Source organism: Nocardia sp. CA-135398, assembly GCF_050955845.1.
Taxonomy (GTDB): domain Bacteria; phylum Actinomycetota; class Actinomycetes; order Mycobacteriales; family Mycobacteriaceae; genus Nocardia.
In genome coordinates this window covers 1,504,349-1,527,275 of the sequence record NZ_CP192084.1, presented here as the reverse complement: position 1 = coordinate 1,527,275, position 22,927 = coordinate 1,504,349, and the positions used below count along the sequence as shown (strand labels likewise).

The following is a 22,927-nucleotide window of genomic DNA, read 5'->3' as shown; positions in this document are numbered from 1 at the left end:
CGACATAGTGTGGGCCATGTCCGAATCAGGTCCCGAGGATGACGATGCGCTCAACCGGCTCGTCTTCGAGTTGACCCTGCTCTCCCGGCACTTCCCGGCCTCACTGCTGCGCCGACCCGGATTCCAGCTCGACCGGTCCGCGTATCTGATCCTGACCAGACTGGAAATGGACGCCCCACTCAGCCTGCGCGAATTGTCGGAGGCCTTCCAGCTCGATATCTCCACCATCAACCGGCAGGTCGCCGCGATGCTGAAGCAGGGGCTTGTCGAGCGCGTCCCCGACCCGGACGGCGGCATTGCCCGCAAGATCCGGGCCAGCGCCAAGGGCCTGGAACTGGTCGCCGCCGATCGCGAGCAGAGTCAAGAGGGCATCGGCGCGGTCGTGACCGACTGGACGGCCGCCGATATCGCACAGTTGAGCGGGCTCATCACCCGGTTCAATATGTCGATAGAGCACCTCGAGGAGAATCCGTGGCCACGCCCACCCGCCGACCGGTAGGACGCCGAGTGGCGCGGTCCCCGCGGCGTCGGGCAATATCGCTGCGGTGAGGTTCGGGTTCGGGCTGGTCGCGGCAACGCTGTTCGTGGCGTCGCCGCTCGCCGTGGGCTGCGGACTCGATACCGAGGCCGACGAATGGAACGGCTGGACGGTGACGGTGTATTACACCGCGGTCGAGTCCTATCACTCCGGCCCGCTCGAAACCGTGCGCGGCTGCGGTGATCTCGACTGCACCGAGTCAAATGTCGAAATCGGCTCGCTACCAGAGGACTTCGTCGATGCGGTGCGCGATGAGGGCACCGGCCGGATCACCAGCGGCGAGCACGCGGGTCGATATCTGAACTGGTCCTACGATGTCGGCTTCTGGCTCGATACCGAACCGCGGGACACCCGAGGCGAGGCGCTGCATCCGTTCGAGAGCGCGGCCGCCGATGACATCGAACCGGGAACTCGATTGCGGCTCACGGGTTGTGGGAGTGCCAGTCGCATCTGCGGCAGATTCAGTTCGGCAACCTGGACGATCGGCGACGAATTCACACCGGGACTCGGTGGCCCACGACATCTCGACCTCTACATCGGCGAGGAAACTTCCGAAAGTTTCACCGAGGGACCGGATTTCGTGACATTCACCGGTGCGACACTGGAACCCGTCGAGCCCTGACCCGCTTCGAAATACACGCCGGGCGTAATGCCGTAGCAGCGCCGGAACCAGCGGGTCAGATGGGCTTGATCGGCGAATCCGGCCTCGATCGCCGCCTGACTGATCGGTCGGCCCGCGGCGATCAATCTGCGAGCCGTGCGTAGCCGGAGCAGCCGTTGGTAATCACTCGGCGCCAGACCGTAATTGGTGCGGAAGGCGCGATACAGCGCGAATCGGCTGCATTCGGCGGCCTCGGCCAGATCGTCCATGGAAATGGGGTCGAGATAGCGATCGTGCAGTACGGTGCGGACCCGTCGCGCGATATCCGCGGCCGAACCGGCCTGTACCACAGCGGTTCTCGTCGGCGTTCGGGTGCCGCGCTGCACCAGGGCCGCGACCGAGGCGGCCAATGCCTCGTCGGCGGCGAGTTCGGTGGCGGGGCCGATCAGACTCGCACAGAGCCTGTGCAGGGCCGATGTAAGCACCGGATCACGCAGCACCGGATCGGTGAACAATGGCAGACCGGTCGGGCGGCCCGCGCGGTCGGATAGCAGATCGGTGATCAACTCGGAGCCGATATGCGCGATCCAATAGGTGAATCCGAGTTCGGTCGAGCTGTGGCCGTCGTGCGGCTCGTCCGGATTGAAGGCCATCACCATGCCCGCCGTGCTGGTGCGGGTGGCGCCGCGACAGTCGAAGGTCTGCGCGCCGAATTCGGTCAGTCCGAACGAGTACGTCTCGTGGCTGTGCAGGTCGTAGACGTGCCGTTCGAAATGCGCGTGCATGACCTCGACCGGGCGGTCAGCCATTCGCCGGTAGTCGACCCATTCACGCTCGGTCACCTATCCATTGTCACCGCACCAGCGTTCAATACTCCGGCGCGGCCCCCGCCGATGATCGAGCTGTGCGTATCCGATTGCTATTGGTCCTGGTCATGGCGTTGTGGGGCAGTGCGTTCGCCTCCTCGAAGCTTGCGGTCAACGAGGTGCCGCATGCGGTCGCCGGATTTCTGCGATTTCTGATCGGCACGATTGTGCTGCTCATCGTGCTGCGGGCACCGCGCCTGCCCGCCGCCGATGCCGCTCGCGCGGCCGGGCTCGGGCTGGTCGGTGTATTCGGCTACAACTTTCTGTTCTTTCTGGGACTTGCCCTGGCCCCAGCGGCGGACGGCAGCGTGATCGTCCCGATGGCAGCACCGATTTTCACGGTCGTGGTGACGGCGTTGCTCGGCCGCACTCGGCTTTCGCGCATCCGACTGGTCGGGCTGAGCGTGGCGATCGCCGGTGCGGGCGTGTTCTTTCTCGGCATCCCCGCGACCGGATCCCACCGGCTGCTCGGCGATCTCGTTTTCCTCGCGGCGGCGGCCTGCTGGGCGAGTTACACGATGCTCGGCGCGCCGCTGTTGTCTCGGCTGTCCGCCCCGACCGTCACCGTGTACGCCACCGCCGCGGGCACGCTCGCGCTGGGACTCGTCGCCGCGCCGGAACTTTCCGACGTTCGGTGGTCCGCGCTGGACCTCGGATTCTGGCTCAATCAGGCCTATCTGGGTGTGCTGCCCACGGCCCTCGCGTATGTCCTCTACTACCGCGCGGTGAGCCAGGTCGGTCCGGCGACCGCGGCTGCGGCGATGTTCTTGGTGCCCGCCTTCGGTCTCAGCTGTGCGTGGATGCTGCTCGGAGAGTCCATCTCGCCGACGCAGGCTCTCGGGGCCGCACTGATGTTCATGGGTGCCTGGCTGAACACTCGCAGCGAAACGGCGCGGGAACCGACGCCACCCGCACCGGAGCCGGTCGACGTGCGTTCCTGAGGTTTGGATGGCCGCTGGCGAGGCATTACGTGGACGACACGACCGTCTGGGCTAGGAGGATCGGGTGTCTTCTGTAGTGATCGCAATTGTGGTCGTCGTGGTGGTGTTGGTCGCGGCCGGGTTGCTGGTCGCGGCATGGTCGATGCTGCGGAGAAGGCGACTGCGCACGAAGTTCGGGCCCGAATACGACCGGACCATGGAAGAGTCGGACAGCCGTAAGGCCGCTGAACGTGAGCTGAGCGAGCGCGAGCGCCGACACGCCGAATTCGATATTCGGGAGCTATCGGACGAAGAGAAGCAGCGGTACCGCGCGGAGTGGGCCCATATGCAGGAACGCTTCGTCGACGCTCCGGCGGATGCGGTGACGGCTGCCGATGTGCTGGTGGCCGACATCATGGCCGAGCGCGGCTATCCCACCGAAGGATATGACCAGCAGCTCGCCGATCTGTCCGTCGAGCACGCGGCGACCGTGGGGCACTATCGCGCCGCACATGAGATCGCGATTCGGCGCTCCGATACCCGAATCTCCACCGAGGATATGCGATTCGCGGTGGTGCAGTACCGCGAGTTGTTCGAGGACCTGCTCGGCAGCGCGCCGGGCGAGAAGAAGGATGCAAAGCGATGAGCACGGAGCAGGATCGGCAGCGGAATCTGGAAGCCGAAGTGCCGGAAGGGGTTTCGCCGACCGCGACCCGCACCGGTACCGAGACCGATTCGGCTGCTTCGTATGGACCGGCGCCGATATCGGAAGCCGAGGCCAGCGGGGGCGTTGGTACGTCAGCGGTCGGTGAGGATGAGAGCGAGCGGGCGGGCGCAGGCGAGAACACTGCCGGAGACCGGCCTACCGGCGCGGGCGGAGGCACGGCCACCGACCAGCGCGCAACGCCGGACGAACGCACGCCTGCAGGCGGGGGCACGGGCACTGCTGCAGGCACAGGCACGAGCACTGCTGCAGGCACTGGCACTGGCACTGGCACTGGCACTGGCACTGGCACTGACGATCGCACAGCCACAGACAAGAGCGCAGCCGCAGACGAACGCACGGCGGCAGGCGGGGGCTCGGCGACAGCCGAACGCACGGCTACAGACCAGCGCACCGCCGCAGACGGGGGCACTGCCGCAGAACGGCACGCAGCGGCGGACGAACACACGGCGGCAGATCCGCAGGACATCGGGGGTCAGCCGCTCTTCGGTGCGGCCGATGTCGAGCGGCTGCGCACCGCATGGCGGCAGGTGCAGGGCAGTTTCGTGGACAGCCCGCACGACGCGGTGACGCAGGCCGACGACCTCGTCATGACCACGGTTCAGCAGTTGTCCGCCACATTGGCCGAGCGGAAGCAGTCGCTGGAACGGCTGTGGTCGCGCGAGGAGGACGGCGATACCGAGGATCTGCGGCTGGCATTGCGCAGCTACCGCGCCTTCTTCGACCAGTTGGTCGGTACCGGGAAGTAGCGCGGTTCAGGCCGATGCGGCGAAGGAGTCCAGCTGCAGGCTCTTGTACCGAGCCCGGATCTTCTCGTATCGGAATCGGTTGTGGGCCAATGGCGTCAGCGTGAGCCGACGCGGCAGATGTTGCCAGGCGAGCGTGGCAACCGTTGTGTACAAGGCGAATTCGAGGCGGTTTCGGGTCGTCCAGTCCGGGCCGAGCAGTTCGCGCATTTTCGGATGCGCCGCACCTGCCGAGCAGATCAGGACCGGACGGGCCGCGACCGGCAGCGTGGCGCGCCACAATGGTTGCGCCAGCACTCGCACGATCGCGGGTAGCAGCAATGTCGGGAGCGGAAGTGCACTCAGGCTGCGCCTGGCGAACTGCAGGAACTCATTGTCCGCCAGCTTGTTTCGCGCGATATCGTCGTAGTACTCGGTCATTTCGGCCAGCGTCGCGGGAAGTCTGGTTCCCCGGCCGGGCAACTCCAATGGCGCTACGCTCGCCCGGATCGTCTGGTAGACGATTTCCCGCTCCGCCGGATCGAGTCGACGACCCGCGGTATGCACATACGCCTGATAGATCACATTGAGACCGCTGACCGCGACCCACTTCCAGGCATCGGGATTCAGCGCGCTGTACCTGGTGTCGGCGAAATCCTTTGCGCCCGTGCCGCGTACGTCGCGATGCAGGCGCTTCAACAGTTCGATCTCGGCCTGCGCATCGGCCGAATCACCGAAGGTCATCAGGTCGACATGCGCCAGGCTGCGCACCGCGCGATCGGTGAAGTTCTGCGCGAATCGTCCGCCGCGATCCACGGCGGCGGCGATTTCGCGATACGCCACTTGGTCGTAGGCCAATCGGCCGAATAGGCCGGGAACCACGGAGCCGATGAACCATCGGACGTCCTCGACCAGCCGATCATGGTGGCGCTGAACCGTATCGGTCGTCATCGACCTGACCTCCATCCGGGTCGCAGACCCTCCCGCTGCCACCACGCTAAGACAAGTCAACCGACTTGACAAGTCGTTTGACTTATCAAAATGGCCGCGATCCGGCTTCGGTACTGTCGAACCGTGACGCCGTCCTCCACCACCGCGAAAGGCCAACGGCAGACGCGTGCGGCGCGCCGGGAAGAAACTCGAATCGCACTGCTGAACGCGACAATTCAAAGCCTGATCAACCATGGCTACGCCGCGACCACCACCCGCGGCGTCGCCGAAATCGCGGGCGTCAGCCAGGGCGCGCAACAACACCACTACCCCACCAAGGGTGAGTTGGTTAAGGCCGCGACCATCCACCTCGCGGAGGTCTTCGTCCAAGCCCTGCGCGCCGATCCACCCGCCGCCGACACCGAACGCGAGCGCGTCGCACTGCTGGTCGACGTGCTCTGGATGGCCGCGAACCAACCGCTCACCGCGGCCCTGCTCGAATTCGTCGCCGCCGCCCGCACCGATCCGGAGATCGCCGACGCTGTCGTCGACCTCATCGCCCAGATCGACACGCTGGCCTTCGCCACGGTCACCGATATCGCGCCGAACTTGGCCGCGACTCCCGGTGCGCGGGACTGGCTACGCATCACGGTCTCCTCGATGTGCGGCGCGGTGGCGGTTACCGCACTCCCCGGTGGGGACTCCTACTCCCCCACCTGGCCAAACCTGCGCGACAACATCCTCGCCGGACTTGACCGCCTCATCTCCGCCGAATGACGCATGTGAAACACGTGTGTCGCATGAGCGCGGCAATACCATAGGCTTGCGCCGTGATTTCCGAGCGTGCAGTGGTCGACGGGCGTTTCGAATTGCTCGAGCCGCTCGGCAGCGGCGGTATGGGAACGGTGTGGCGGGCGTATGACCTCGCGCTGCATCGTGAGGTCGCGCTCAAAGAGGTGCGGGCGGAGACCGATGGCGCCGGCTCGCCCGGCGTGCATCGCGAGCGGGTGCTGCGGGAGGCCAGGGCGCTGGCCCGGATCGGTCATCCGAATGTCGTTGCCATCCACCACATCGTGGACTCACCCGAAGTCGCGCATCCGTGGATCGTCATGGAACTGGTTCGCGGACAGAGTCTCGCCGATCATTTGGCGGGAGGACCGATGCCGCCCCTGCAAGCGGGGCACCTCGGCCGTGGCATCCTCGCCGCCCTCCGTGCCGCGCATCAGGTGGGCGTACTGCACCGCGATATCAAACCCGCGAATGTGCTACTGCGCGAAGATGGTTCACCGGTCCTGACCGATTTCGGTATCGCCGCGATCAACGGCATGAACGGATTGACCTCCACCGGCAGTGTGGTCGGCTCGCTGGATTATGTTGCGCCGGAACGGCTCAGTGGCCAGGAGGGGCATACGGCCTCTGACCTGTGGTCATTCGGTTTGCTGCTGTACTTCGCGGTAGAGGGGTTCCACCCGATGCGGCGCGAGTCGACCGTCGCCACGCTCGCCGCCGTGATCAGAGGGGAGGTGCCGCCGCCGCAGCGGGCTGGGGGGTTGACTGCGGTTTTGACGGCGCTGCTGGTGCCCGATCCCGAGCGTCGACCGAATGCGGAGCAGGTGGATCTGATGCTTGCGCAGGCGGTCGGGTTTGCCGGTGCGCCGCGGGTTTTCGATGTGCTGGGTGGACCGAGGGCTTCTGGTGGACTGGGTGGGAGCAGCAGTCCGGGAGCTGTTGCCGGGGAGAGCGCAGGCAGTAATCCGAGGGCTCTTGGTGGGCAGAGCGCGGACAGTGGTCTGGGAGCTGTTGCTGGGCAGAGCGCGGACCGCAGTCCAGGGGCTTTTGGTAGTCAGGGCGGGTTTGATGCGGCCGTCTCGCCGGGTCGATTCGATGCCCCAGGGGCGACCCAAAGTCCTGGCTTCAGCACCCCAGGGGCAGCCTATGGACCCGGTGGATTCGGCACTCCGAGCGGATTCGATACCCCAGGTGCAGCAGATGCGCGCAGTGGATTCGAAACGCCAGGTGCGGGCAACCTGCCTAGTGCTTTCAGCACACCGGGTGCGGGCAACACACCCGCATTCAGCATGCCAGGCGTGGCGGACACCCCTGACGCAGCCAGCGCACCCGACGCAGCCAATGCACCGGGCGGATTCAATTCGCGCGGCGCGAGCAACACACCCGGCGCATTCAGCACACCCTATGTACCCGGCGGATTCAATTCGCGAGGTGCGGGCGATATACCCAATGCCTTCAATTCGCCTGGCTCAGTCGACGAGTTCCACGGACCCAGCGGGACGACACCCGCCACGCACCCAAATGGCTCCACGAATTCCACTGCACCCAAACCACTCTCACGCGGGATTGTCCTCGGCCTCGCGGCTGCCGCACTCATCGCTGCCGTTGTCGCCACAATGGTGATTGTGGCCATGCGCCCCGATTCGACCGGCAACCAGGCCAATTCGAGCAATCTGCCCGCCACCGACGAATTCCCCGCCACAAGCCGATCCGCACGCCCGACATCCGGAGCACCCGTCAGCGGCAAAGCCGTCGACCTGCTGACCCCGACCGGCATCCGCCAGGCCATCGCCGCACTCGAAAAGGTCTCCGGCAGCGACGAATTCAACGAGGCAACGTTCTACCCGACCTACGCTAATGTCGGCGCACCGGTCAAAAACAAACCCGACCTCTACGACCTCTTCGTCTACCGCGACGGAACCGCGACCCGAAAAGGCGCAGGCGGCCCGCTCTCGGACAAGGCCACCATAAAGCTGAGTTCGATCAACTGGGACATCCTCCCCGACCTATTCCGCACGGCCGACGAAAGCCTCGGCATCCCCACCCCCACCCTCCGCTACGTAATCGTCGACCCGGCCTGGACCTTCAACAACGACCAACCAACAGTCATGGTCTACCTGACCGACGACTACGGCGGCGCCTACCTGGCCGCCAATACCGACGGCACCGTGGTAACCAAATACCCCAGAGGCCGCTAGCCTCAACAACTTTCCCCTCGACCGACACCAAACCCCCTGCACCTAACTCGAATTAGACGCAACAGTGGATTCAACAGCCTCAAATATTCGTACCGGGAAGAACACACCGCCCATCGCGCGCGATATTCCCGATGATCATCCCATCCGACAACGTACAAAAGCTGCCGATCTGGACGCACTCCCGATGAGTATTCATAACCATCTGATCCCCACAAGGCGTCCCAGGATCATCCGGAGCAGCCAGCGCACTCACCGGACCCAGCGTCGCGGCAATCCCTGCAGCACCAGTAACAACTAATAGCGAAATACGAAGCATGATCAATCCTCCAAACCGATGACGGATCGCGAGAACTCCTCTATTTCAGACCATCCGATCCCGGCATTTCGCACCGAGCAAAATCCGTCCCCGACCAGCACGATCCTACTCTCCAGGCCTGATCACCGATATTCGTCTACGAATGCGCGGAGTCCGGCTGACTCGTCCTGCATCGGCCGCCGCTCGGCGTCAACTGACCACACCGCGCCGTGTCGCGTCGAGCGCGGGAGCGACCCAGGTGGTGAGGTAAGCGCGAAGTTCTTCGCCGCGACGCGGCGGTCGGCCGGGATCGATGACGAACGATTGGACGATGCGCAGCATGTGCTCGACGAGCTCGTCCAGCTCGGCGTCGGAGATTCCGGCGGCAGCCCAGTCGACCGCGTAGCGTTGCAGGATCGAGCGGCCGAATGTCAGTGCGGTGTCGGAGGTTACGCCCGCGGAGAAGGCGCTGGCGCGGCCGGGGGCGAGCAGCAGGTTGAGGTATTTCTCGTGCGGTAGCCGTTCGAGTGTGTAGGCGATGCCCTCCACGACAGCGGTGGCGGGATCGCGGATCCGACTCACGTGCTCGGCGAGGACGTCGAGGAAGTGCGTGGTATGCGCGATGGCGGTCGCGGTCAAAAGTGCTTCGGCACTGGGGAAATAGCGATACACGGTCTGACGGGTGACGCCGAGGTCACGAGCGACCTCCGCGATGCTGAAGTCCCCGCCGGATCGGTCGATCGCGCGACGCGCGGCGGCGAGGATGCGGTCGACGGCTTCGTCGTCGTCCACAGGTGCCGTCCCCGACCATCCATGCGTGCGCACCGGATTGCTCACTCCTTCAAACTTCACATCCGAGGTCTTGACCATACACTTGCCGCTAGATGTATGGTCAGTTCAGTAGGCCGGATCGAAGGAAATCAATGACGACTCCACCACGCCCCGAACAGCTCGACTCGCCGGTATTGCCGAAGATCTTCAAATACATGGGTAAAGCCCAAGTCTGGGTCTACAAACGCACCGGTGGACGCATCGGCGGAAAATGGCGCATCGGTGCGGGTTTCCGCAAGCCGGTACCGACTCTGCTACTCGAACATCGAGGCCGGAAATCCGGCACCACCTACACCACGCCGCTGCTCTACATCACCGACGGCGCGGACACGATCATCGTGGCGTCCCAGGGCGGACTCGCCAAACACCCGCAGTGGTACCACAACCTGTGCGCCCACCCCGACACCCACATCCAGATCGGCCGCGACCGCCACCCCGTACACGCAGTAACCGCCGACCCCCGACAACGCGCACGCCTATGGCCCGAACTGGTCCAGGCCTACGCCGACTTCGACACCTACCAAGCCTGGACCGAACGCGAAATCCCAGTCGTCATCCTCCGCCCCCGCACCGCCCCCGATCCCGATGCGCCATAGCGCTACTGCTACAGCACGACCCGCTGACGATCACACGGCCCGAGACCGCTGTGGCTCGGGTCGTCGGTCCAGGTGACGGCTTTGACTACCCGCTGTCTCGAACTGATCTGCTCGGAGGATCTCGGTATCGCGGTATGCGGCCGTTGCTGTTTGCACGAACGATCGGATCAACGGGTTGGCGTCGCCCTCGTTCCAGACCACCACCACCCTGCTCGGCGCCATATCGATCAGCGCGACCACGGCCAATCCCTCGGGCACGTTGTGCCCGAGCGGAGTTATGCCAACGGTGCCGTTCCAGAGCACGGCCTGCACACACTCTTGAACGACCCGCACGATCGGGCCTTCCCGCGGTTCGCCACCGTTCCAGTAGGTCTGCCAGAGGGGGTCGGTGCCAGCGGGAAACTGGAACCAGCGACGGTCGGCCAAGTCGGTCAGTTTCAGGTGGTCGCGGTGGGCCAGCGGATCGTCGGCGCGTAGTACGGCTCCGACCGGGTCGGCGCGCAGTTCACGGACGGTCAGGGCGGTGTCGTTGAACGGTGCACGGGTCACGGCGACATCGACAAGTCCGGCCTTCAGCCCGCAGGTGGGGTCGGTGAGGTCGGTGTCGCGGATACGGATGTCGACCTCGGGATGCCGTTGGCGGTAAGCGGCGGCCAGTCTGGTGATGCCGGGGTCGCTGGCGTCGCCCAGGATCCCGATGGTGAGATTCGCGTTTCCGGCCGCGGCGGCCACCCGCACGCTGACCCGGTCGGCCTGCTCGAGCAGAGCACGCGCCTCGTCGAGTAGCACTGCCCCGACCGGGGTGAGACCGACACCGGCGGGCGACCGATCGAACAGGGCGGCACCAACTTCCGCCTCCAGTTGCCGGATGACGCGGCTCAGCGGCGGTTGGCTCATGTGCAGCCGGGTGGCGGCGCGACCGAAGTGGCGTTCCTCGGCGACAGCTACGAAGTAACGCAGCGTACGTAGCTCCACACTGGAACGATACCCGTCCGGTATCGGTATCGCGGAACAGGTCTTGGACACCTCCGGTGTCCCGGCGGTGCAATCGAAATATGACCGACAAAACATACAGCGACGAAACGAACTCCGCCACAACGGTTTCGATAGTGAAATTGTGAACATCGCATTCTGGATCGCCGCCTGCCTGCTCGCCCTCTTCTACCTGCATGCAGGCGCACTGAAGATCATCCGAAGCCGGGATCGACTGCGGCCCATGATGGCCTGGGTGGACCGCACACCCCTACCCGCCGTCCGCGCCATCGGCGTGCTCGAAGTACTCGGCGCGCTCGGGCTGATCCTTCCGCCGCTGACCGGCATCGCGCCCTGGCTCGCTGTGGTCGCGGCCGTCGGATTCGTACTCCTGCAATTCGGTGCGATCCCGGTCCACCTGACCGGCGGAGATCGAAAAGTCGCCCTCAACATCACCCTTCTCCTGACAGCAGCCGTGACCGTTTTGTTCGCGACCACCTGGGTGTGACTCTCTGCTTCCCCGAGTGCGCGCTCATGCCGAATAGCGTGTGAGAGAACGGCTGAGCGCCCGTCCGTAACTGGGACAATGGAACTGTGCGCCGGATAAATGGTCCAGGTGCCACTGACGTCGAGAGCATCGATTGTCAGCAAGGCCGCTGTCATGGCTGTTGCCCTTCTTGATGGACTACGCGGTAACGCAGATGTGTGGCGCCGCGGCCTTCGAGCCGACGAATGAGTTCCAACTCGACGTGGCCTTGTGCTGTCGGTTCGAACAGACGCCGTCCTCCACCTAGCAGTACCGGGACGAGGTGCAATTCGAGTTCGTCGAGCTGGCCTGCTGCCAGCAGAGCCCGTGCCGCGCCCGCGCCGTGGACCAGCACGGCTCGATCTCCCGCTGCTTCCCGGGCCTCGTCGGCACACGCGTCGACGTCGGTGTAGTACTTCGCGCTGCCCGGGGGCACGTCGGCCGGGTCGATGGTGTGGGTGAGCACGCAAATCGGCACGCCGTCGTGGTGGTCGCCGTTCCATCGCTTGGCCAGCTCGAACGTGCGGCGTCCGGATATCACGGCGCCGGTGGACGCGGCCTCCGCGTACACCTGCCCGTTGACCCCTTCGGACATCCGGTCGTCGAGCCAGTCGAACAGCCGCCCTCCGTTGCGGCCGAGTTCCTGGCCCGGCTGGTCGTCCGGCCCGGCGATGTACCCGTCGACCGATACGGACATGTAAAGGCGGAGCGGCGTCCTGTCCATCCTCAATTTCCTTTCTCCGGCCAGTCGGCGGCGGTCATGCCGTCGGCGTGGCCTGCGGGCCATTGGACGAGTTCGATCCGGCGACCGTCCGGGTCGGCGATGAACGCCGTCTTCAGGCCGTCTTCGCCGTCGTGCTGCGGGGCGACCGGCTCGATCCCGTGGCCGGCCAGCGCATCGAGCGTGTCGGCCATCGACTCGATCTGCACGACCACATGACTGACGTCGGTACCCCGGTCGACCGGGTCGCCGTCGTGCACCAACTCGATGGTGACGAACTCGTCGTCAGGGAGCTTCAGCATGGTCAGATGCCCGATCGGCGTCTCGGGCACACTACCGACGACCTGGTATCCGACAGCGGTGTAGAACGCCAGCGACCGCCCAGGATCGGTCACCCGCAACCCGATGTGCAACGTTCTCATCCCAGTACCTCCTTTGCCTGCGTTGATCATGCTGCGACCTGGATTCTTACGGCTATCCCACATTTCTGGGGGTTCGGCTAGGTTGAGGCATGGCCACCTCCCAGCCCGTGCACGACCGGCTTCGCCACACGATCTCGCGGCTGGTCCAGCGTGGGCTGGGTGTGGAGGACTACTGGCGCGCGGTGAGCGATGCGCTGGATGGCGCGGTGCCGTCGGAGGGCTACTGCCTGATGACGATGGACCCGGCTACCATGCTGCCGACCGCGGAGTTCGTCGAGAACGGGATGCCTGCGGAGGCGATCAGCCGGCTCGTCGAGATCGAGTTACGCGAACCCGATTCGGAGGGTCGCGGGGTGGGCGTCCCGATCCGGCGACGTCCGCCCCGCGACTCCGATGGGACAGCCCGACCAACCCGACCGGACCGTCCCCGTAACGCACAACGCGGCTACCGGCGGCTGGGTGCCGCCGGTAGCCGGGCGTTATGCGCGGGTCATCGCTTGATCAGCGCGGGCAGGGCGGTGAGCGAGGCCCGGCGTTCGTAGGCGATCCAGGCGAAGATCGCAGTGAGCGCCAGCGGGAAGGGGGCCAATTCCGGGGTGTCGGCCAGGAAGGCGTTGAAGCCGGCGGCGAGGAAGGTGACGATCGCCAGGCCGATCGCGGCGGCCGCGGTCAGGCGGGGCACCATGAGTCCGATCCCGCCCGCGACCTCGGCGAGACCGATGAAGACCAGCAGCGCCAACGGGATCGAGAAGGCGGTGGCGTTGTTTTCCATCAGGGTCTGCGGGATGACGAGCTTCGGGCCGCCGGAGGCGATGATGAAGAACAGACCGAGCACGATCTGCAGGGTCCACAGGACGCGGTTGCGGATCTTGCCGGGGTGGACGGCGGCCGTGGTCTGGGTGGCGGTGATGGCGGTCATTTCTTGTTCCTTCTGGGTCGGTCGCGCCGGGTTGGTGGCGCGTTCACCAGTACAGACGGGGGCGGTCCGGAAAACTCATCGCCGCGGTCGAAAGAATCTTCACCGCGCGGTCGAGGTCGGCCATCGCACCGCGTCGGCGAAACGACTGAGCCCCCACCCGAATACCGGATGGGGGCCTCAGTAGAGTCGCTACCAGCAGCGATACACGCGCTGCCCTACTTCTTCGTAGAAGCTGGAACGCTAGACGTTGAAACGAAATTCGACCCACTTGACATCGATCCAGGTTCTGACGCCGAACTACCGAGCGATGATCATTGAAAGATTAGTCGGAAACTCAAAAGCACTGCTGTGCAACAGCTCCCATCGCCATTGCCCCTTGAGAGACCGGCAGCGCGTATTCCGTCGCAGAGGTTGGATCGTCACACGAACTGGCTCATGCTGCGACGCGCCGGTCGCCCGGATAGTGCGATGTGCGTACACAGTTCGCTTCCCGGGCTCTGCCGAATTCCGTGATACAAACTCGAGGGCGGCTCTTCGCGCCGCCGAGCGACGGGAAGAACGCCGGCCTTCCTATCCGGCCACTTTCATCAACGAGCAGTGCTGGGCACGACGCCTGCCGTCCCTGACTTGCTCTCCCGCAGTCAAGCACGAAGCCGCTTCCACCCAACCCGGTCGATGGCTCATGTCACCCCCGGCGAGAGCACGATTCAGAATCAGCGTCGTTACGCGGACACAACGGCCCTGCGCGCCGGCACAATCCGGCAGTGCGGCCAGAAGGACTGAGCCGACCGCGCTGCCGTCGATCCTCACCTATCAACAATTCGGACAGTTACAGCAATCCCTTCGGTAGTTGAATTCTTTGACAGATCCTTCTCAAGACCACGAGGATTTTTCAATCTTCCTTCGTGATCGATGACGATGCACACCAGGTGACTGATATCTGGATGCTTCGCATATTTGTGACTATCAGCGATCAACTCCTCCCCGACCGTCTTCGCTGTCATACTGTCGCGACTCTTCTTCACCTCGATCGCCATTTTGTAGTCGGGCAAAGTGAAATCAATCCTACTTGAAGCCCCAGCATTTTCCGGAGACCACGTTTCTTCCCTGACATCGTCGAAGAAGAGCACCAGTAGCGATCTCAGCAGATCCTGAACGTCGTACTCATCCTTGACCGTAAGAGTGTCCCTATCCCCATGACGGGACCGCAAAGAGCGTTCTACATACAGCATTCTGTCAGCGATCTCCAGAACGACCCTTACCGCGTCCGCCTTGGCTCCAGCAAAATCGACTGAACCAGCAGATCTTTCAGTTACTATCGAACCGGAGGCGAACTCTCGAAAAAGTTCTGCGATAGCTCTCGACTTCTCCGATGTCGACCTTTGGATAGCCGCATAATCGCCATTTTCTGCCCTATCCGCCTCTTCCTTGCCCGTTATCCAGTAGCGCTGCCCGATCTTATTGAGCGCAGCAAGACTCGGCAGCTTTGGATGCGGCACATAGCCCTCACCGAAAGTATCAGTCAATAGCTGGTCAAGATCAAAGAGGCGGTCCGCGGAAGGCCGGTAATGAGGATCTTCACCGGAAAGCCAACGATACCTGTTCGCTAAAGCACTGAAACCGTAATCAGCTTTATCCATGTTCCAATGAACCAGCTTGGCGTCTTGCTGATCACTCAGAAATTGGAAGAATCTTCTCAGAAGTTCCGTTTCGCGCTGCTCAAGGTCTTGACCGTCGATGTCAGACAGACTGAAAGCACTAGTGCTGTTATCGGAAAGCACTGTGACACTTACACAGGTAACAGGAACAGGGCTATCCTTGGACTTAAATAGGTTTCCCGATGCATAGTGCACGGCGATTATAGACTCCGAGCGCTCAAAAGCTTGTCGCAAGATTTGAACCCTTATTTCGGTCGATGCCATAATCTCAATACCCTCCGAATTGTCGCACTCTGCGCTCTGGCCAAAGCAGTACACTCAAAGGCGCGCCTTGAATAGTTCCGCAGCCAGTGTCTATAACTGATAGCCTTTCACTAAGGTAGGCTCGACGATCTCGCTGGACATAATGTCCGCACACGATCGGTTTATCAAACACCCAAGTACTGTCATCTCGAAAGAAGGAGAAATGAGAGCCAAGCGCTACATCGCGTCGGCTCCGGGATTCAGGCCGAGCGGGATTCGGGCCACAGTGGGACGCGAACACGTCGTCGCGCTCGAAATAGTCGGGAAGTTGCTGAAGAAACTCAACATGGCTCGTTGGCATGGATTCGCGAAAGGCTGTCCGAATATCATCGCCTACGACCGATGTATAAGATGCGATCGTCGCTAACCCACCCATAGAAATAAAGTCGACAAACTCGCCCCCATTTATATAGTTAAGCACAGATTGATCATGGTTGCCCCGAAGAGTCGTTATGAGATCGGGCCACCGCTTCGTTGCATCAACCAGCAGCTCAATTACTTCGTGTGAATGCGGACCTCGATTCACGTAATCGCCCAGAAACACTAGATGTCGCTTTCCAAGGTAGGCGCGAAGTATCGCTCGCAGTTCAGCATCCATGCCGTGTAGGTCCCCCACAAATGCTAATGGCTCCACCTTCACAGCGGCGGCAGCGGAGTCGCGGCGTAGTTCAAAGAATTCGCACCGCTGATGACTTGAGCAACTAGCATCGCGGCCTGCGGTGAGCGCCTAGCAAGTTCAAGAGCTACCGATTCGAGCGAGTTACGATGGCGAGAAATCTGAAACAAGGCGAGGACCTGATCTCTGACCGTCAAAGAGTCCTCCAAGGTCAGCGATTCCAGACGACGCATGCGAACCACCCGGGCGAGTTCAGAGTCACTGACGTCACTAACAGCGCTATCCACGTCGAAATCGATAGATCCAGACTCGACACGTTTCAGATAATAGTACGAGCGGATTAGATAGATGCCCAGCCGGCCGAGAGCCTTATAATGTGAAACGAAAGTCTCATCATCGACCGCCAAAGCGAGTGCTGCAGATCGAAATTCATCCCTCAAAATACCATAGTCAGCCGGTGGCCGATATGCATCGAGCGCGCGCCGTAGGACTCCATGATCGTCTGAAATGACGATACCTTCGTGACGAAGATGCAAGATGAATAGGCCACCGCTTTGCGCCATATGGTGCAACTGACTAGCGGTGTAGGCAGTAACGGCCACTCGACCGACCCTGTACGAACGAGGTCGCCGTGCCACCAATTGGAGTACGTCCACATCGGAAGCGTCGTCGGCAGAGCCACGCGCCTGGCTTCCATACAGCATCAGGGCAAGTGACCGCCCCTTGACCGCCGACTCGATCTCGGACAGCAGTAGGCAGTCGACCACAGCAGCCTTTCCGGATCGGTTAACTTTTGACGTAGATGGCGCTGACATGGCCATAGAGTACCGGCGGGCTACGACGGACTCCCGCAAAAACAAGCCCGGTTTGGCGCTCCTACGTTACTTCTTGCCAGACGCTAATCCGCTACGGAACTCGACTACGTCGCCGTCGGCCATGATGTAGTCCTTGCCTTCCATGCGGACCTTGCCCGCGGCCTTGGCGGCGGCCATGGAGCCTGCGGTGATGAGGTCGTCGTAGGCGACTACCTCGGCCTTGATGAAGCCGCGTTCGAAGTCGGTGTGGATGACGCCGGCGGCCTTGGGGGCGGTGTCGCCCTGGTGGATTGTCCAGGCGCGGGCCTCTTTCGGCCCTGCGGTGAGGTAGGTCTGCAGGCCGAGGGTGTGGAAGCCGGTGCGGGCCAGGGCGTGCAGGCCGGGCTCGGTTTGGCCGATGGATTCGAGGAGTTCCAGGGCGGATTCGTCGTCGAGTTCGAGGAGTTCGGCTTCGACCTTGGCGTCGAGGAAGACCGAATCCGCCGGTGCGACAGCGGCTTTCAGTTCAGCGACCTTGGCATCGTCGGTGAGCACCGACTCGTCGGCATTGAAGACGTAGAGGAACGGCTTGGTGGTGAGCAGCGAAAGTTCTTTCAGCAGTTCGCCATCCAGTTGGGCACGGGCGGAGAAGAGGGTTTTGCCGCTGTCGAGAACTTCCTGGGCGGCCTTGGCCGCGTCGAGCAGCGGCTTGCGGTCCTTTTTGACCTTGGCTTCCTTCTCCAGCCGCGGGATCGCCTTCTCCAGCGTCTGCATATCGGCGATGATCAGCTCGGTTTCGATGACCTCGATATCGGCGAGCGGGTCGACGCGCCCGTCGACGTGCACCACATCATCGTCGGCGAAGACCCGCACCACCTGGCAGATGGCATCGGCTTCGCGAATATTGGCGAGGAATTTGTTGCCGAGCCCGGCGCCCTCGGAGGCGCCCTTCACGATGCCCGCGATATCGACGAACGACACCGTGGCGGGCAGGATGCGCTGAGAGCCGAAGATCTCGGCCAGCTTCTCCAGTCGCGGATCGGGCAGCGGAACCACCCCGACGTTCGGCTCGATGGTCGCGAACGGATAGTTCGCGGCCAGCACGTCGTTCTTGGTCAGCGCATTGAACAGCGTCGACTTTCCGACGTTGGGCAGGCCGACAATTCCGAGGGTGAGACTCACGAGGAACAGAGTCTACGCGGCAGGAGGCAGAGCTTCGGCAGCGGCCGAGATTGCCATTGCCCGGCGGATTTCGTAGGACTCGAGGATCTGGTGACGCTCCCGCCCGTGACGCACACCCGCACACCCTGACTGCGTCAGGGAATCAGGATGACCTTGCCGAGGTTCGAGCGGTCCTCGATGACGGCGTGGGCCTCGGCGGCGTCTTCCAGTGGGAACTCCGCGTGGACAGCGGGGCGGAGTAGGCCGGAGGCGAAGTACTGCCAGAGTTCCTGACGCCAGTGTTCGTAGAGGTCCGGGGAATTGCGGGCGATGCGGGCCATTTGGAAACCGATCACCGATTTTGCGCCGACGAGCAGGTCATAGGCCTGGATGGTGCCGCCGCCGGAGCTGTAGGCGACGAGTCGTCCGCCAGGGGCCACCGCCGCGATAGCTGGGGTGAGCAGGTCGCCGCCGACGGCGTCGAGGACGTAATCGACGGGTTCGCCCCACGATTCCTGGTCGTACGCGACAACTTCGTCAGCGCCCAGTCCGTGCAGGAAGTCGGCCTTGGCGAGGTCCGAGACCGCCGCCACTACTCGTGCGGCCCCACGCACCCGCGCGAGTTGCAGGGCGAGGTGGCCGACACCACTCGCGGCGGCCGTGATCAGGGCGGACTCGTCCGGTTTCGGATTCGCGGCGTCGAGCGCACCGAGTGCGACCAAACCGCTGCGGACCAGCGCGACCGCGTCGACGGCCGAGGCGCCGTCCGGAATCGGCGAGGCCATCGCGGCGGAGAGCAGCGCGTAGTCGGCATACCCGTGGCCGAAGACCAGACCGGTCACGCGGTAGCCGGGCACACATGTGGTCACGCCCTCACCAACGGCGACCACCTCGCCCGCGACCTCACCACCCAGCGCGATCGGCTCCCGCTGCTCACGCACCTTGCGAACCACGGGCAGCGTGACACCAACCGCGTCGACCCGGACCAGCAGTTCCCCGGGGCCCGGCGTCGGCACCTCGGCCGACACCACCTCGAGTACCTCCGGACCACCGCTGCGCTGGTATTGCACCCGCCGCATCACACCTCCAAGAACGTTAGGAGCGGTAACGCTATCTGGATACGGCTCCGACTCACAGCGCGTCGCCCACCCGAGTGCGATATCTCACCGTCCCTGGCGAGCATTCGTCATGACCGCTGTCGCCGCAGCCCAACGCACGAGTGGGCGAGGGCAATCCGCACCGCTGCGTCGACTATCCATCAACGGACGATCCGAGCCCGCGGACAAGCGCCCGCGCAACGCTGTCCGCGAGTTCATCCGGGGCGGCAGTCGCCTCCGGACCCTCCTCGTAGAACCGTAGGAAAGCCTGGTGGAAGCAGGTGCCGTCGAGGAGGGCGGCCGCGGTGTCGACGTCGGCTTCGGCGGCGACCCGACCGAGTTGCTGCTCGGCCCGCAGGTAAGCGGCGATTCCGGCGATGGCGTGACCGGGGCCCGCGCCGTGCCGTCGCATCGAATCACGATGTGCCGCCATACGTTTGGGTTGTGCGAGTAGTCCGCCGAGTAGGGGTAGGGACTGCTGGTAGAAGGTCAGGGCGGCACGTGCGAAGGCGGCGAGGTTCGTTTCGATCGTGGCGGACCCCGGCTCGGGTCGGGTCGCGGCGGGACCGGGCATGCGGTGTTGGAGGACGTCTAGAATCAGGTCCTCTTTATCGCTGAAATGCTTGTAGAGCGCGGCCTCGGAGTAGCCCGCCGCCTTGGCGATCTCCTTGGTCGTCGCCTCGACGACGCCGCGGTTGCGCATGATCTCCGCCGCGGCGTCGAGGATCTGGTCGCGCGTGCCCATGCGGCCTCCCCGGTTGACAGGTTAGTAAGTACTCACCCATCCTAGGTTAGTAAATACTCACCAACCTGAAGGGCTCGACATGCGACTCACGATCTTCGGAGCAACCGGCCGCACCGGCGGACACCTGGTGCGCCATGCACTCGCGGACGGACACGAGGTGACCGCGGTCGTACGCGGTCAGCACGCACTACCCGATCATCCACAACTGCGCGTGATCACGGCCGATGTCATGAACCCCGGTGACATCGCGACGGCCATCCGAGGCGCCGACGTGGTGCTCGACACCATCGGCTCACAAGACAAGGGCCCGACGACGGTCGCCACCGATGCCGCACTTGCCATTACCAAGGCCATGTCATCGGTGGGCGTGCGGCGGCTGATCCTGATCAGCAATAGCGCGAGAATCGCTGGGCCAGGTGATGATTGGTTCACCCGCTTCGTGGTGAAGCCGCTCATTCTGCGTCCGCTGCTGCGGCACAGCCTCGACGATATGGCCGCGGCCGAGCAGTCGACGCGCGATACCGAACTCGATTGGACGATCGTGCGAGCACCACAGCTCACTGACGGTCCGGCGAAGGGTTCCTACCGAAAGGCGGTCGATCGCAACGTGACATTCGGCATCCGGATCAGCCGCGACGACCTGGCGACCTGCCTGCTCGACCTGGCAGGTGATCCGCGATCGATCCACCACCATGTCAACGTCGCCAGCTGAACTCGCCTTGCGATAGCCGACCGGCGGCGTAGCGTTGGCGGCTATGGAGCCGACCACCGAAGTGGTGACGGCACGTCCGGCACCTGCGCTCGCGGCGTACATCGACGGGTACGTCGGGTATCGGTTGAGCGGGTTCGCGCCCGGGTTGCATCGGGGGCTGCCGTCGCGGCATATGACGTTCATCGTGTCGATCGGGCCGAGTATCGACGTTGTGGCACAGACGGATTCGCGGCAGTCGCCGGAGGATTACCGGTGCGTGCTGAGTGGGTTGCAGGCCAGTTCGGCGGTCATTTCGCACAGCGGGTATCAGGAGGGGATCGGGATCGAGCTGACGCCGCTCGGAAGCCGGGCGCTGTTCGGGATGCCGGCGAGTGCGCTGTGGAACACCTCGGTGGAATGCGCCGAGGTGGCGGGGCCGGTCGGGCGCCAGCTGTGGGAGCAATTGCAGGAGCTGTCGACTTGGCCGGAGCGGTTCGCCGCCTGTGATCGGGTATTGACCGCACTGGCCTGTCACGACCGACTGGTGACGCCCGAATTGACTTGGGCCTGGCGCACTTTGGTCGAATCAGATGGTGCGGCGCAGATCGGCCCACTCGCCGAGGAGATCGGTTGGAGCCGCCAACATCTGGCCCGCCGCTTCGGTGCGGAATTCGGCCTCGGCCCGAAACTCGCGGCTCGGATCGCCCGATTCGAACGGGCCAGGCGGATGATCGGGCATACACCGTCCTACGTGACATTCGCGCAGGTGGCCGCGACCTGCGGATATTACGACCAGGCCCACCTCAACCGTGACTTCGCGGAACTGGCCGGTTGCAGCCCCACCGTATGGCTGACGGAAGAGACATCGACCAGCTGATCCTCGTTGTATGCCGCCCGACGAAGAATCGGAAGCAGATTCCATCCGTCCAAGACCGGGAGGGGTCCCGCGCGTGAGGCTGGATCCATGACAACACCAACGGATTCAGCACGGACAACCACCCGCACCGCCGTATGGCCGTGCCTCAATTTCACCGACGCTCGGGCGGCGATAGCCTTTCTGACCAGCGCATTCGGTTTCGAAGAAGCAGCGATCTACGCCAAGGAGGACGATCCTTCGTTCGTCGAGCACGGTCAGCTGCGCTGGCCACTCGGCGGCGGCATCATGTTCAGTTCCATCGGCAAGGGCGATAACCCGTTCTGTGAGCGCGGGCCGGGCACCGATTCGATCTATCTCGTCTGCGAGGAACCCGATGCCCTGCACGACCGCGCGGTCGCCGCTGGTGCGGAGGTGGTGCGCGGACTGCGCGATGAGGACTACGGTTCGCGCGGCTTCACCGTCCGCGATCCGGAGGGCAATCTCTGGAGCTTCGGCACCTATTGGGGCGAGTAACAACGACGGCCGCCATCAGCGCGGCCGTCAACGCCCGCCGAGGCCCGATGCCGCGATGCCGCGCACGAACGCCCTTTGCGCGACCGCGTAGACCACCACCAGCGGCAGCAGAATGACAACGGCCGCGGCCATGAGAATCGGCCATTGCGTGTGGTACTGGCCTTGCAGCCGCACCAAACCCAATGTGGCGGTGGCGATATCGTTGCGCTGGATCATGATCAGCGGCCACAGGAAATCGTTCCAGACGGTGATCCAGGTGAGCACCCCCAGCACCATGAGCGCGGGACGGGTGTGCGGCAACAACACTCGCCAGAACACCTGCCAGGTGGTACACCCGTCGACGATCGCGGCTTCCTCGAGTTCGGCGGGCAACGTTCGGAAGAACTGGCGCATCAGATAGGTGCCGAATGCGCTGCCGAACAGGCCGGGAACGATCATCGCCCACGGTGTGTCCACCCAGCCGAAGGCGCGCATGATCAGGAATTGCGGAATCACGGTAACCGTCAGAGGCACCATCAGCGTGCCGAGATAGGCGAGGAAAAGCACATCGCGTCCGCGAAATCGCAAGCGCGCGAACGCATATCCGGCCAGCGAGCAGAAAAAGACCTGCCCGGCCGTGACACATAACGCGTACAACGCGGTATTGAGCAGCATCCGCCCGAGCGGCAGCAGGTCGAAGACCTTCCCGTAGTTGGACCACTGCGGACGCGCGGGAACCAGTGTCGGCTCGGTGATCTCGCCATCGCGCTTCAACGAACCCGACAATGCCCACAGGATCGGAAACAGCGCACACCACGCGACACCGACGAGCGCGATATAGATCAGCACGCCACGCACCGTTCGGCGCAGTATCGCCCGCTCTACCCGTCCAGTACTGCGTGCCCGGACACCGATCCGCA

General features: G+C 63.7%; 27 protein-coding genes. 13 read left to right on the top strand and 14 right to left on the bottom strand.

The window, feature by feature from the left end; genetic code table 11:
• Positions 1–16: 16 nt before the first annotated feature.
• Both ACQP1T_RS06830 and ACQP1T_RS06825 read left to right on the top strand, forming a co-directional pair.
• Positions 17–499, top strand: a complete 483-nt coding sequence (locus ACQP1T_RS06830) for a MarR family winged helix-turn-helix transcriptional regulator (RefSeq protein ID WP_433759091.1) — start codon at positions 17–19, stop codon at positions 497–499.
• A 46-nt stretch (positions 500–545) separates the two neighbouring features.
• Positions 546–1,160: a hypothetical protein gene (locus ACQP1T_RS06825; RefSeq protein WP_433759090.1), complete on the top strand. Its 615-nt coding sequence runs from the start codon at positions 546–548 to the stop codon at positions 1,158–1,160.
• Here ACQP1T_RS06825 and ACQP1T_RS06820 read toward each other — a convergent pair.
• A complete protein-coding gene (locus ACQP1T_RS06820) occupies positions 1,070–1,981 on the bottom strand; it encodes an AraC family transcriptional regulator (RefSeq protein WP_433759089.1) in 912 nt (303 codons plus the stop codon). The genes ACQP1T_RS06825 and ACQP1T_RS06820 overlap by 91 nt on opposite strands.
• A gap of 62 nt (positions 1,982–2,043) precedes the next feature.
• On the opposite strand from ACQP1T_RS06820, the gene ACQP1T_RS06815 reads away from it, so the two are divergent.
• The 3 genes from ACQP1T_RS06815 (at position 2,044) to ACQP1T_RS06805 (ending at position 4,398) form a co-directional block, all read left to right on the top strand.
• Positions 2,044–2,946 (top strand): DMT family transporter, encoded by a 903-nt coding sequence (locus tag ACQP1T_RS06815; RefSeq protein ID WP_433759088.1) that lies wholly within the window; start codon positions 2,044–2,046, stop codon positions 2,944–2,946.
• Positions 2,947–3,010: 64 nt separating this feature from the next.
• On the top strand, positions 3,011–3,571 hold the full coding sequence (locus tag ACQP1T_RS06810; protein ID WP_433759087.1) for a hypothetical protein: 561 nt from the start codon (positions 3,011–3,013) through the stop codon (positions 3,569–3,571).
• A gap of 623 nt (positions 3,572–4,194) precedes the next feature.
• Positions 4,195–4,398 (top strand): hypothetical protein, encoded by a 204-nt coding sequence (locus ACQP1T_RS06805; protein ID WP_433759086.1) that lies wholly within the window; start codon positions 4,195–4,197, stop codon positions 4,396–4,398.
• Between the two features lie 6 nt (positions 4,399–4,404).
• Here ACQP1T_RS06805 and ACQP1T_RS06800 read toward each other — a convergent pair whose 3' ends face one another.
• Positions 4,405–5,325, bottom strand: coding sequence for an oxygenase MpaB family protein (locus ACQP1T_RS06800; RefSeq protein ID WP_433759085.1), 921 nt, complete (start codon positions 5,323–5,325; stop codon positions 4,405–4,407).
• Positions 5,326–5,448: 123 nt separating this feature from the next.
• Here ACQP1T_RS06800 and ACQP1T_RS06795 point away from each other — a divergent pair, with 123 nt between their 5' ends.
• Both ACQP1T_RS06795 and ACQP1T_RS06790 read left to right on the top strand, forming a co-directional pair.
• Entirely contained in the window at positions 5,449–6,081 is a 633-nt protein-coding gene (locus tag ACQP1T_RS06795; protein WP_433759084.1) for a TetR/AcrR family transcriptional regulator, read from the top strand.
• 53 nt (positions 6,082–6,134) lie between these two features.
• Positions 6,135–8,291, top strand: coding sequence for a protein kinase domain-containing protein (locus ACQP1T_RS06790; protein WP_433759083.1), 2,157 nt, complete (start codon positions 6,135–6,137; stop codon positions 8,289–8,291).
• Between the two features lie 505 nt (positions 8,292–8,796).
• Here the strand turns inward: ACQP1T_RS06790 and ACQP1T_RS06785 are convergent.
• Positions 8,797–9,411, bottom strand: coding sequence for a TetR/AcrR family transcriptional regulator (locus ACQP1T_RS06785; RefSeq protein WP_433759081.1), 615 nt, complete (start codon positions 9,409–9,411; stop codon positions 8,797–8,799).
• 98 nt (positions 9,412–9,509) lie between these two features.
• On the opposite strand from ACQP1T_RS06785, the gene ACQP1T_RS06780 reads away from it, so the two are divergent.
• Positions 9,510–10,013 carry a nitroreductase family deazaflavin-dependent oxidoreductase gene (locus ACQP1T_RS06780; RefSeq protein ID WP_433759079.1) on the top strand — a complete coding sequence of 168 codons (504 nt, stop codon included), beginning with the start codon at positions 9,510–9,512 and terminating at the stop codon, positions 10,011–10,013.
• A 30-nt stretch (positions 10,014–10,043) separates the two neighbouring features.
• Here ACQP1T_RS06780 and ACQP1T_RS06775 read toward each other — a convergent pair whose 3' ends face one another.
• Positions 10,044–10,988, bottom strand: coding sequence for a LysR substrate-binding domain-containing protein (locus tag ACQP1T_RS06775; protein WP_433759078.1), 945 nt, complete (start codon positions 10,986–10,988; stop codon positions 10,044–10,046).
• A 142-nt stretch (positions 10,989–11,130) separates the two neighbouring features.
• Between ACQP1T_RS06775 and ACQP1T_RS06770 the strand changes: the two genes are divergently transcribed.
• Complete coding sequence (locus tag ACQP1T_RS06770; RefSeq protein WP_433759077.1) at positions 11,131–11,493, top strand: DoxX family protein; 363 nt, start codon at positions 11,131–11,133, stop codon at positions 11,491–11,493.
• 151 nt (positions 11,494–11,644) lie between these two features.
• On the opposite strand, the gene ACQP1T_RS06765 is transcribed toward ACQP1T_RS06770, so the two are convergent.
• Complete coding sequence (locus ACQP1T_RS06765) at positions 11,645–12,235, bottom strand: dihydrofolate reductase family protein (protein WP_433759076.1); 591 nt, start codon at positions 12,233–12,235, stop codon at positions 11,645–11,647.
• 2 nt (positions 12,236–12,237) lie between these two features.
• Complete coding sequence (locus ACQP1T_RS06760) at positions 12,238–12,654, bottom strand: VOC family protein (protein WP_433759075.1); 417 nt, start codon at positions 12,652–12,654, stop codon at positions 12,238–12,240.
• An 89-nt stretch (positions 12,655–12,743) separates the two neighbouring features.
• Between ACQP1T_RS06760 and ACQP1T_RS06755 the strand changes: the two genes are divergently transcribed.
• Complete coding sequence (locus ACQP1T_RS06755) at positions 12,744–13,196, top strand: hypothetical protein (RefSeq protein WP_433759074.1); 453 nt, start codon at positions 12,744–12,746, stop codon at positions 13,194–13,196.
• On the opposite strand, the gene ACQP1T_RS06750 is transcribed toward ACQP1T_RS06755, so the two are convergent.
• From ACQP1T_RS06750 to ACQP1T_RS06720, 7 genes are all read right to left on the bottom strand, one after another.
• Complete coding sequence (locus ACQP1T_RS06750; RefSeq protein ID WP_433759072.1) at positions 13,145–13,573, bottom strand: DoxX family protein; 429 nt, start codon at positions 13,571–13,573, stop codon at positions 13,145–13,147. The genes ACQP1T_RS06755 and ACQP1T_RS06750 overlap by 52 nt on opposite strands.
• A gap of 806 nt (positions 13,574–14,379) precedes the next feature.
• Positions 14,380–15,495, bottom strand: a complete 1,116-nt coding sequence (locus ACQP1T_RS06745; protein WP_433759071.1) for a hypothetical protein — start codon at positions 15,493–15,495, stop codon at positions 14,380–14,382.
• 4 nt (positions 15,496–15,499) lie between these two features.
• A complete protein-coding gene (locus ACQP1T_RS06740; protein WP_433762017.1) occupies positions 15,500–16,150 on the bottom strand; it encodes a metallophosphoesterase family protein in 651 nt (216 codons plus the stop codon).
• Positions 16,151–16,170: 20 nt separating this feature from the next.
• Positions 16,171–16,965, bottom strand: coding sequence for a hypothetical protein (locus ACQP1T_RS06735; protein WP_433759070.1), 795 nt, complete (start codon positions 16,963–16,965; stop codon positions 16,171–16,173).
• 66 nt (positions 16,966–17,031) lie between these two features.
• Positions 17,032–18,126 carry a redox-regulated ATPase YchF gene (ychF, locus tag ACQP1T_RS06730; RefSeq protein ID WP_433759069.1) on the bottom strand — a complete coding sequence of 365 codons (1,095 nt, stop codon included), beginning with the start codon at positions 18,124–18,126 and terminating at the stop codon, positions 17,032–17,034.
• A gap of 134 nt (positions 18,127–18,260) precedes the next feature.
• On the bottom strand, positions 18,261–19,184 hold the full coding sequence (locus ACQP1T_RS06725; RefSeq protein WP_433759068.1) for a quinone oxidoreductase family protein: 924 nt from the start codon (positions 19,182–19,184) through the stop codon (positions 18,261–18,263).
• 172 nt (positions 19,185–19,356) lie between these two features.
• Entirely contained in the window at positions 19,357–19,947 is a 591-nt protein-coding gene (locus ACQP1T_RS06720) for a TetR/AcrR family transcriptional regulator (RefSeq protein WP_433759067.1), read from the bottom strand.
• 79 nt (positions 19,948–20,026) lie between these two features.
• On the opposite strand from ACQP1T_RS06720, the gene ACQP1T_RS06715 reads away from it, so the two are divergent.
• The 3 genes from ACQP1T_RS06715 to ACQP1T_RS06705 all read left to right on the top strand — a co-directional run bounded on the left by ACQP1T_RS06715 (position 20,027) and on the right by ACQP1T_RS06705 (position 22,028).
• Positions 20,027–20,659: an NAD(P)-dependent oxidoreductase gene (locus ACQP1T_RS06715; protein WP_433759066.1), complete on the top strand. Its 633-nt coding sequence runs from the start codon at positions 20,027–20,029 to the stop codon at positions 20,657–20,659.
• Between the two features lie 43 nt (positions 20,660–20,702).
• Entirely contained in the window at positions 20,703–21,515 is an 813-nt protein-coding gene (locus tag ACQP1T_RS06710) for a helix-turn-helix domain-containing protein (protein ID WP_433759065.1), read from the top strand.
• A gap of 87 nt (positions 21,516–21,602) precedes the next feature.
• Positions 21,603–22,028: a VOC family protein gene (locus ACQP1T_RS06705; protein WP_433759064.1), complete on the top strand. Its 426-nt coding sequence runs from the start codon at positions 21,603–21,605 to the stop codon at positions 22,026–22,028.
• A 27-nt stretch (positions 22,029–22,055) separates the two neighbouring features.
• On the opposite strand, the gene ACQP1T_RS06700 is transcribed toward ACQP1T_RS06705, so the two are convergent.
• Positions 22,056–22,880 carry a carbohydrate ABC transporter permease gene (locus tag ACQP1T_RS06700; RefSeq protein ID WP_433762015.1) on the bottom strand — a complete coding sequence of 275 codons (825 nt, stop codon included), beginning with the start codon at positions 22,878–22,880 and terminating at the stop codon, positions 22,056–22,058.
• Positions 22,881–22,927: the final 47 nt, after the last annotated feature.

Excerpts from the sequence above, each read along its gene's own strand:
- ACQP1T_RS06720 (WP_433759067.1), bottom strand. The coding sequence starts at position 19,947 with ATGGGCACGCGCGACCAGATCCTCGACGCCGCGGCGGAGATCATGCGC.
- ACQP1T_RS06705 (WP_433759064.1), top strand. The coding sequence starts at position 21,603 with ATGACAACACCAACGGATTCAGCACGGACAACCACCCGCACCGCCGTA.
- ACQP1T_RS06830 (WP_433759091.1), top strand. The coding sequence starts at position 17 with ATGTCCGAATCAGGTCCCGAGGATGACGATGCGCTCAACCGGCTCGTC.
- ACQP1T_RS06725 (WP_433759068.1), bottom strand. The coding sequence starts at position 19,184 with ATGCGGCGGGTGCAATACCAGCGCAGCGGTGGTCCGGAGGTACTCGAG.
- ACQP1T_RS06765 (WP_433759076.1), bottom strand. The coding sequence starts at position 12,235 with ATGGACAGGACGCCGCTCCGCCTTTACATGTCCGTATCGGTCGACGGG.
- ACQP1T_RS06750 (WP_433759072.1), bottom strand. The coding sequence starts at position 13,573 with ATGACCGCCATCACCGCCACCCAGACCACGGCCGCCGTCCACCCCGGC.
- ACQP1T_RS06710 (WP_433759065.1), top strand. The coding sequence starts at position 20,703 with ATGGAGCCGACCACCGAAGTGGTGACGGCACGTCCGGCACCTGCGCTC.
- ACQP1T_RS06715 (WP_433759066.1), top strand. The coding sequence starts at position 20,027 with ATGCGACTCACGATCTTCGGAGCAACCGGCCGCACCGGCGGACACCTG.
- ACQP1T_RS06755 (WP_433759074.1), top strand. The coding sequence starts at position 12,744 with ATGGCCACCTCCCAGCCCGTGCACGACCGGCTTCGCCACACGATCTCG.
- ACQP1T_RS06800 (WP_433759085.1), bottom strand. The coding sequence starts at position 5,325 with ATGACGACCGATACGGTTCAGCGCCACCATGATCGGCTGGTCGAGGAC.
- ACQP1T_RS06780 (WP_433759079.1), top strand. The coding sequence starts at position 9,510 with ATGACGACTCCACCACGCCCCGAACAGCTCGACTCGCCGGTATTGCCG.
- ACQP1T_RS06745 (WP_433759071.1), bottom strand. The coding sequence starts at position 15,495 with ATGGCATCGACCGAAATAAGGGTTCAAATCTTGCGACAAGCTTTTGAG.
- ACQP1T_RS06760 (WP_433759075.1), bottom strand. The coding sequence starts at position 12,654 with ATGAGAACGTTGCACATCGGGTTGCGGGTGACCGATCCTGGGCGGTCG.
- ACQP1T_RS06735 (WP_433759070.1), bottom strand. The coding sequence starts at position 16,965 with ATGTCAGCGCCATCTACGTCAAAAGTTAACCGATCCGGAAAGGCTGCT.